Below are 7843 nucleotides of genomic sequence, written 5' to 3'. Positions count from 1 at the left end.
CGTCGTGGTCGGCTTTGCCGACCACCGGAACGAGGCCGAAGCCGCCGTGAAGGAGGCCGTCAACGGCGGCGCCCAGGCGATGGCGTCGCGCGCGGACGTCGCCGACGAACACGCCGTCGCGGCTCTGTTCGACGCGGCCGAGGCGGAGTTCGGCGGTGTCGACGTCGTGGTGCACGCTGCCGGGCGGGCGCACACGGCGCCGATCGCCGACCTGGACCTGGCCGTCCTGGACGACCTGTACCGCACCAACGTCCGCGGCACCTTCGTCGTCGTTCAGCAGGCCGCCCGTCGGGTGCGCCCCGGCGGTGCGATCGTCACGTTCTCCACGTCCGTGGTGGGTCTGGCCTTCCCGGGCTACGGCGCGTACGCCGCCGGCAAGGGCGCGGTCGAGGCGCTGACCCTGATCCTGGCCCGGGAGCTGCGCGGCCGGGACGTCACCGCCAACGCCGTCGCGCCCGGCCCCACGGCCACCGACCTGTTCCTGGCCGGCAAGGACGAGGAGACCATCGCCCGCCTGGCCGCCCAGCCGCCGCTGGAGCGGCTCGGTACCCCGTCCGACATCGCCGAGGTCGTCGCGTTCCTGGCCTCCCCGGCAGGCCACTGGATCAACGGACAGGTGGTCCGCGCCAACGGCGGGATCATCTGATCCGCCCGCCGCACACCCCGCGGACAGTTCCCTGTAACGCCCTACCGAGAGAAGGAACAACCAGCCATGCCTTTCGCGAACTTCAAGGTCCCCGAGAAGACCCTCACCCCGGAGCAGAAGGAGAAGATCGTCACGCGCACCACCGAGCTGTACGTCGAGATCTACGGCGAGCGCGCCCGTGACAACACCATGGTGCTGGTCGAAGAGGTCGCCGACGGCGGCTGGGGCATCTCCGGCGGCGTGCTGACCCTCGCCATGCTCGGTGAGCCGGCACCGGCCGACACCGGCGACGCCTGACCAGATCGGCCGGGTGTGGTTCGCTACCGGGGTGACTCAGGAGTTGGAGATCGTCGTATTCGAATCCGCCGAGGCGTTCGAGGCGTGGCTCGGAGAGAACCACGCCGTCTCGCCCGGCATCTGGCTCAAGCTGCGCAAGAAGGGGCCCGGGATCGTCGCGCTGGACTACGCCCAGGCGCTCGACGTGGCCCTCTGCTACGGCTGGATCGACGGCCAGAAGGCCAAGTTCGACGACCAGTGGTGGCTCCAGCGGTTCACCCGGCGCCAGCCGCGCAGCAGGTGGTCCAAGATCAACCGGGACAAGGTGGCCGCCCTGATCGAACAGGGCCGGATGCGTCCGCCGGGGCAGGCCGAGATCGACCGCGCCAAGGCGGACGGCCGCTGGGAGGCGGCCTACGACGGCGCGAGGACCGCCACGGTTCCGGACGACCTCGCGGCGGCCCTGACCGCCGACCCGGCTGCGGCGGCGTTCTTCGAGACGCTGGACCGGCAGAACCGCTTCGCGATCCTCTACCGGATACACGACGCCAAGAGGGCCGAGACCCGGGCGCGCCGGATCGAGAAGTACGTAGCGATGCTGGCGAAGGGCGAAAAGTCGTACCCGTAGCCCCACGCCTCCTCCGCCCGCGGCCCCGCGTGCTGCCCGGCACCCGCCGTCGCCCCCAGGCACGCACCTGGCGGTGGTGGACCTCGCACCAGGGGTCGCGGTCGTGGGCGGTTTCGGCGTGGGTAGAACCGCCTTCGTGGGTGCCACCTCCACGACGTGGCCGCTACAGCGCGCGTCGGCTCCGCAGCCTCCCACGCGCCCCCGCTCCCGCCGTCCGAAGGAGACCCGTATGACGTCCCGGTCCGCCACCCCCGTCGTCCTCGACCCCACCGGACGCCGGCGCCACGCCGAGCACCGGCTGTTACGCGCGCACGGCTCCGCCGTCCTCGTCGACATCCTCGGTGTGCGGGCCTGGTCCGTCACCGACCCCGATGTGCTCAAGCAACTGCTGACCAGCAGCGATGTGTCCAAGGACGCCCGGACGCACTGGCCCCGTTTCGGTGAGGTCGTACAGCGCTGGCCGCTCGCCCTGTGGATCGCGGTGCACAACATGTTCACCGCCTACGGCACCGACCACCGCCGGCTACGCCGCTTGGTCGCGCCCGCCTTCTCCCACCACCGGATCGCCCGCCTGACCGGCACCGTGGAGGACATCGTCACCGCCCTCGTCGACGACCTCGCGACCCACCCCGCGGGCGCCGTCGTCGATCTGCGCGAACGCCTCGCCCACCCGCTGCCGATGGCCGTCATCAGTCACCTCATGGGCGTCCCCGGCGACCAGCGGGGCGCCTTCCGCCAGGTGGTCGACGGTGTCTTCGACACCACCTTCACCCCGGAACGGGCGAGCGCCAACACGGCCGCGCTCTACCAGGCCCTCGACCGGCTCATCGCCACCAGGCGCTCCGAGCCCGGCGACGACATGACCTCCCTCCTCATCGCCACCCGGGACGACGAAGGAGACGGCCGAGGGCTCACCGAGACCGAACTCCGCGACACCCTGCTGCTGATGATCAGCGCTGGGTACCAGACCACCGTCGACCTCATCGACCAGGCCGTCACCCTCCTGCTCACCCACCCCCGCCAGCTCGCCCACATCCGCGAGGGCCGAGCCGGCTGGAACGACGCCGTCGAGGAGACCCTCCGCCTCGAACCCCCGGTCACCCACCTGCCCCTGCGGTACGCCGTCACCGACATCGAGCTGCCCGACGGCCAGGTCATCGCCCGTCACGACGCGATCCTGGCCTCCTACGCCGCCGCGAACCGCCACCCCGGCTGGCACGGCCCGAGCGCCGACGCCTTCGATGTGACCCGCGCCGCCAAGGACCACCTCGCCTTCGGCCACGGCGTCCACTTCTGCCTCGGCGCCCCCCTCGCCCGTCTGGAGGCCGCGACGGCGCTCAAGGAGCTGTTCACACGCTTCCGCCGGATGGAACTCGGCGTCCCGGTCGGCACGTTGGTCCCGCTGGACTCCCTCATCAGCAACGGACACCGATCCCTGCCCGTCCGTCTCACCCCTCCGTCCCCCTGACCGGGCGACGGGGGTCCTGCCGCGGCTGACGCCCGGGGTAGTTCACCCGGACAGCGTGCTGCGGTCGCGGGGCGCGGGTGTCGCGGGAAACCTGGGGCCTGTCCGGGACGGCGAGGTGGCCCCACGGGGCCCGGGAAGGGCGGCAGTGACCGGCCCTCCAGAGAGGTCGAAACCATGACAGAGACACCCGGCGGTGTCCGGCAGCGTCCCCGCGCCACGGCCCAGGCGCTGGGCGGAGGGCCCGCCCTGTTCGCGGGCTGTGCGCTGGAGTTGAGCGGAACGCTGAGCATCCTCTTCGGTGTGAGCGGCATCGCCGACGACACCATCTTCAGATCGTCCCGGTATGTGTACCGGTTCGACCTGACGGCCTGGGGCTGGCTCCACCTGGTGATCGGCGTCGGACTCGTCGCCGCCGGTCTCAGCGTGCTGGCCGGGAAGAGCTGGGGCGCGGGTGTCGGCATCGCGCTGGGGGCGGTGAGCCTGATCACTCAGTTCATGTTCATCCCGTACTACCCCGTGTGGTCCGTCATCGTGATGACGCTCGACCTCCTCGCCATCTGGACCCTGGCCAGGTTCGTCGTCCCGTTCGGCGACGACTGAGACCTGACGCTCACTCCTCGCGTTCGTACTCGGCCTGCGCGTCCCGTTCGGTGAGGTCGCGCTGGGCGGCCTCGTAGACGTTCTGGACGAACTGGCGGGCCTGTGCGCGGTCCATGGTCCCGCCGCCGGTCATCAGCCGGTCGGCCCATTTGTCGACGGAACGGTCCATGGAACGCTCCATGTCCCGGGATCGCTCCATGTCGCGGTTGTCGTCCCTGGCCATGGCACCTCCGTGAGGGCGTGGACGAAGCGGGGCACGCACGACCGGCGGCCCCGCTTCCATCGTCCGCCCCTGCGGCGGGCACGCAACCCGGCGGGCGCCGGGTCGCGCGGGCCGGGTCAGACCAGCGGGGCCGGGAAGGTCGGGTACTCGACGCCCGATACGTGCTGGACGACACGGATGACTTGGCAGGAGTAGCCGAACTCGTTGTCGTACCAGAGGTAGAGGATGGCGTTGTCGCCCTCGACCTTGGTGGCTCCGGCGTCGACGATCGAGGCGTGCCGGGAGCCGATGAAGTCGCTGGAGACGGCGTCGGGCGCGGTGATGAAGTCGATCTGGCGCTTCAGCGGGGACTCCAGCGACACCTTGCGCAGGTGGTCCAGGACCTCCTCGCGGGTGGTCCCGCGGGCCAGCTGGAGGTTGAGGATCGCGATCGAGACGTCCGGGACCGGGACGCGGATCGAGCTGCCGGTGATCCTCGCCTTGAGGTCGGGCAGCGCCTTGGCCACGGCCGAGGCGGCGCCGGTCTCGGTGATGACCATGTTCAGCGGCGCCGAACGGCCGCGGCGGTCGGCCTTGTGGTAGTTGTCCAGCAGGTTCTGGTCGTTGGTGAAGGAGTGCACGGTCTCCACGTGCCCGCGCTCCACCCCGAACTCGTCGTCCATCGCCTTCAGCGGCGGCACGATCGCGTTGGTGGTGCAGGAGGCGCAGGACAGGACGCGCTCGTCGGGCTTGAGGGTGTCGTGGTTGACGCCGTGCACGATGTTGGGGACGTCGCCCTTGCCCGGGGCTGTCAGGACGACCTTGTCGATGCCGGGGCGCAGGTGCTGGGACAGGCCCTCGCGGTCGCGCCACTTGCCGGTGTTGTCGATGAGGATGGCGTTCTTGATGCCGTACGCCGTGTAGTCGATCTCGCTCGGGTCGTTGGCGTAGATCACCTTGATGGCGTTGCCGTTGGCGACGATCGTGCCGCTGGCCTCGTCGACGGTGATGGTGCCCTGGAACTGGCCGTGGATGGAGTCGCGGCGCAGCAGCGAGGCCCGCTTGACGAGGTCCTCGGGGGCCCGCCCGCCTCCGCCGCGCACCACGATGGCGCGCAGCCGCAGGCCGTTGCCCGAGCCGGACTTCTCGATCAGCAGCCGGGCGACGAGGCGGCCGATGCGGCCGAAGCCGTAGAGGACGACGTCGCGTCCCTCACCGCGCTCGATCTTGTTGGCGCCGGTGGCTCCGGCGACCGCGTCGGCCGTGAACTCCTCGATGCTCAGTCCGCGCTCGTCGCCGCGGTAGGTGGCGGCGAGCATGCCGATGTCTATCTGGGAGGGGCCGAGGTCGAGCGTGGTGAGGGCCTTCAGGAACGGCATGGTCTCGGTGACGGTGAGTTCCTCACCGGCGATCTGCCGGGCGAATCGGTGGGTCTTGAGGATGCTGACCACCGACTTGTTCACCAAGGAGCGGCTGTGCAGCAGGACCGTCACGTCCCGCTCGCGGTGCAGCTTCCCGATGATCGGGATCATCGACTCCGCGATCTCCTCGCGGTTCTTCCAGTTGGTGAACGAGTCCTCGATGACAGTCACAGGTATCTCTTTCGAGCTAGGTGGCGCTCATATGCTAACCCTCCTGTGCTGCGCTTCCTCAAGGGGCTCGTGCCTGGTCAGCGGGTGACCACGTGCCGCTCGTCGGGGACGCAGTGCGTCATGGTGAGCCCGGTCACGTCGCGCGGCGGGTTCTTGCCCAGGTTGGCGAGCCGCTCGCGGTCCTCGTCGGTCAGGTCCTGGCTCGCCAGCGGCTCCAGACCGGCGACGTCCTGCGGGCTGATGCCGAGCCCTTCGCCGACGCGCAGCCCGAGGTCGTTCTCGACCAGCAGGAAGTGCCAGACCATCCGCTCCTGCACCGGGCGGTCGCACTGGGCGAGCAGGGTGACGAAGTTGTGCACCAGGTCGTCGCGCTCCCACTGCTCCATCAGCAGATAGCGCTGCCCGGCCTGCTGGTAGTCGTTGGTGCGCGGGATGCGTTTGCGGCTGAGACGGCCGCTGATCTCGGGGCCCTGTTCGTCATGGGTCGGGTAGTGCGCCTCGCGCAGCCCGCCCAGGATCGACGGCTCGTAGTTCACGACCGGGTCGGCGCCGCCGTCGATGTGGTACGTCGCCTGCCCGTCGCGCTGGTTGGTGCGCACCGTGACGTTCTTCGGCATGTTCACCGGGAGCTGGAGGTAGTTCGGGCCGACCCGGTAGCGCTGGGTGTCGCTGTACGAGAAGGTGCGGCCGACCAGCATCTTGTCGTCGGAGAAGTCCAGGCCGTCGACGAGCACCCCGGTACCGAAGGAGATCTGCTCGTTCTCCGCGAAGTAGTTCTCCGGCATCCGGTCGAGCACCATCCGGCCGACCGGACGGGGCGGGAAGTCCTGCTCGGGCCAGGTCTTGGTGTCGTCCAGCGGGTCGAAGTCCAGCTCCGGGTGATCGTGGTCGTCCATCATCTGCACCAGCAGCTCCCACTCCGGGTGGTCGCCCCGGGCGATCGCCTCGTACAGGTCCTTGGTGGCGTGGCCGAGGCTGTCCGCCTGCACCTGGGCGGCGTCCTCCTCGGTCATGCTGCGCACGCCGAGCTTCGGCATCCAGTGGTACTTGACCAGCTTGGTCTCGCCCGTGGCGTTCACCCACTTGTAGGTGTTGACGCCGAAGCCCTGCATGTGGCGGTAGTCGGCGGGGATACCGCGCGGGCTGAACAGGTTCACCAGCATGTGCATGGCCTCGGGGGTCTGCGACATGAAGTCGAAGATCCGGCGCGGCTGCTGCTCGAAGGTGACCGGGTCGGGCTTGAGGGCGTGGATGACGTCGGGGAACTTGATGGCGTCCCGGATGAAGAACACCCCCAGGTTGTTGCCGACCAGGTCCCAGTTGCCGTCCTCGGTGTAGAACTTCACGGCGAAGCCGCGCGGGTCCCGGGCGGCTTCGGAGGAGTCCCGGCCGCCGATCACGGTGGAGAAGCGGACGGCGACGTCGGTGCGCCTGCCGCGCTCCTGGAACAGCTTGGCGCGGGTGTAGCGGTCGATCGGCTCGTCGCCCCAGGCGCCGTACGCCTCGAAGAAGCCGTACGCCGTCACGCCGCGGGCGTGCACCACCCGCTCGGGGATGCGCTCCCGGTCGAAGTGGCTGATCTTCTCCAGGAACTGGTAGTTCTCCAGGGTGGCCGGGCCGCGGGCGCCGACGGTCCGCTGGTTCTGGTTGTCGTAGACCGGGTGGCCCTGCCGGTTGGTGAGGATCTTGCGGTCGTCGCCCTGGGGAGGGCCCTGGCTGGATACGTCCGTCATGGTGGGGGCTCCTGGTGTCGGGGGGGTCGGGAGGACTCGCGACGGTGATCACATCGTGACCCGGCGGACGGCGCCCCGCGATCACACCGGGTCCCGCGGGGTGAGCGGCCCCGCTCCCCGGGTACCCGCACTCCTGTGCCGAGGTCCGTGCGGTGGGCCGCGTGCCCGTCGCCGTCGATCAGCAAGGAGGCCGCAGAAATGAGCACCGTCAAGGAATCGGTGGAGGTCGGGGTACCGGTCCGTACCGCCTACGACCAGTGGACACAGTTCGCGGAGTTCCCGAACTTCATGGAGGGCGTCGAGGAGGTGACCCAGCTCGACGACCGCCACAACCACTGGACCACGAAGTTCGGCGGGGTGCGGCGGGAGTTCGACACCGAGATCGTCGACCAGCTGCCGGACGAGCGGATCAGCTGGCGCACCGTCTCCGGCGACACCCGGCAGCGCGGCAGCGTCCGCTTCGAGCGCGTCGACGACACCCACACCCGCGTGGAGCTGGTGATGGACGTGGAGCCCAGCGGCGCCGCGGAGAAGATCGGAGCCATGACCGGCACGATCGACCGGCGCATCAAGGGCGACATGCAGCGCTTCAAGGAGTTCATCGAGGAGCGCGGCGGCGAGTCCGGGGCGTGGCGGGGCCGTATCAAGCCCGGCGACATCTGACCCCTCGGTCGTACGCCACGGTCGCGGCGCCGCGC

At 70.0% G+C, this 7843-nt stretch carries 9 protein-coding genes; 6 read left to right on the top strand and 3 right to left on the bottom strand.

The window, feature by feature from the left end:
• The 5 genes from KBY47_RS35800 to KBY47_RS35780 form a co-directional block, all read left to right on the top strand.
• The coding region (locus KBY47_RS35800; protein ID WP_210928773.1) for an SDR family oxidoreductase at window positions 1–646 on the top strand (646 nt) is incomplete at its 5' end.
• A gap of 66 nt (window positions 647–712) precedes the next feature.
• Window positions 713–943, top strand: a complete 231-nt coding sequence (locus KBY47_RS35795) for a tautomerase family protein (protein WP_210928772.1) — start codon at window positions 713–715, stop codon at window positions 941–943.
• A 13-nt stretch (window positions 944–956) separates the two neighbouring features.
• Window positions 957–1550 carry a YdeI family protein gene (locus KBY47_RS35790; RefSeq protein ID WP_210928771.1) on the top strand — a complete coding sequence of 198 codons (594 nt, stop codon included), beginning with the start codon at window positions 957–959 and terminating at the stop codon, window positions 1548–1550.
• Between the two features lie 229 nt (window positions 1551–1779).
• On the top strand, window positions 1780–3018 hold the full coding sequence (locus KBY47_RS35785) for a cytochrome P450 (protein WP_210928769.1): 1239 nt from the start codon (window positions 1780–1782) through the stop codon (window positions 3016–3018).
• Window positions 3019–3192: 174 nt separating this feature from the next.
• Window positions 3193–3618, top strand: coding sequence for a hypothetical protein (locus KBY47_RS35780; protein WP_247695751.1), 426 nt, complete (start codon window positions 3193–3195; stop codon window positions 3616–3618).
• A 10-nt stretch (window positions 3619–3628) separates the two neighbouring features.
• On the opposite strand, the gene KBY47_RS35775 is transcribed toward KBY47_RS35780, so the two are convergent.
• The 3 genes from KBY47_RS35775 to KBY47_RS35765 form a co-directional block, all read right to left on the bottom strand.
• Window positions 3629–3841 carry a hypothetical protein gene (locus KBY47_RS35775; RefSeq protein WP_210928767.1) on the bottom strand — a complete coding sequence of 71 codons (213 nt, stop codon included), beginning with the start codon at window positions 3839–3841 and terminating at the stop codon, window positions 3629–3631.
• Window positions 3842–3957: 116 nt separating this feature from the next.
• Complete coding sequence (locus KBY47_RS35770) at window positions 3958–5412, bottom strand: glyceraldehyde-3-phosphate dehydrogenase (protein ID WP_210928766.1); 1455 nt, start codon at window positions 5410–5412, stop codon at window positions 3958–3960.
• A 77-nt stretch (window positions 5413–5489) separates the two neighbouring features.
• The gene (locus KBY47_RS35765; protein ID WP_210928765.1) at window positions 5490–7145 is read right to left on the bottom strand and encodes a catalase; all 1656 of its coding nucleotides are present in this window, start codon (window positions 7143–7145) and stop codon (window positions 5490–5492) included.
• 198 nt (window positions 7146–7343) lie between these two features.
• Between KBY47_RS35765 and KBY47_RS35760 the strand changes: the two genes are divergently transcribed.
• The gene (locus KBY47_RS35760; RefSeq protein ID WP_210928764.1) at window positions 7344–7808 is read left to right on the top strand and encodes an SRPBCC family protein; all 465 of its coding nucleotides are present in this window, start codon (window positions 7344–7346) and stop codon (window positions 7806–7808) included.
• Window positions 7809–7843: the final 35 nt, after the last annotated feature.

It is taken from the genome of Streptomyces sp. B93 (assembly GCF_018070565.1).
In the GTDB taxonomy this organism is placed as follows: Bacteria; Actinomycetota; Actinomycetes; order Streptomycetales; family Streptomycetaceae; genus Streptomyces.
This window is presented reverse-complemented; position numbering and strand designations above follow the sequence as displayed.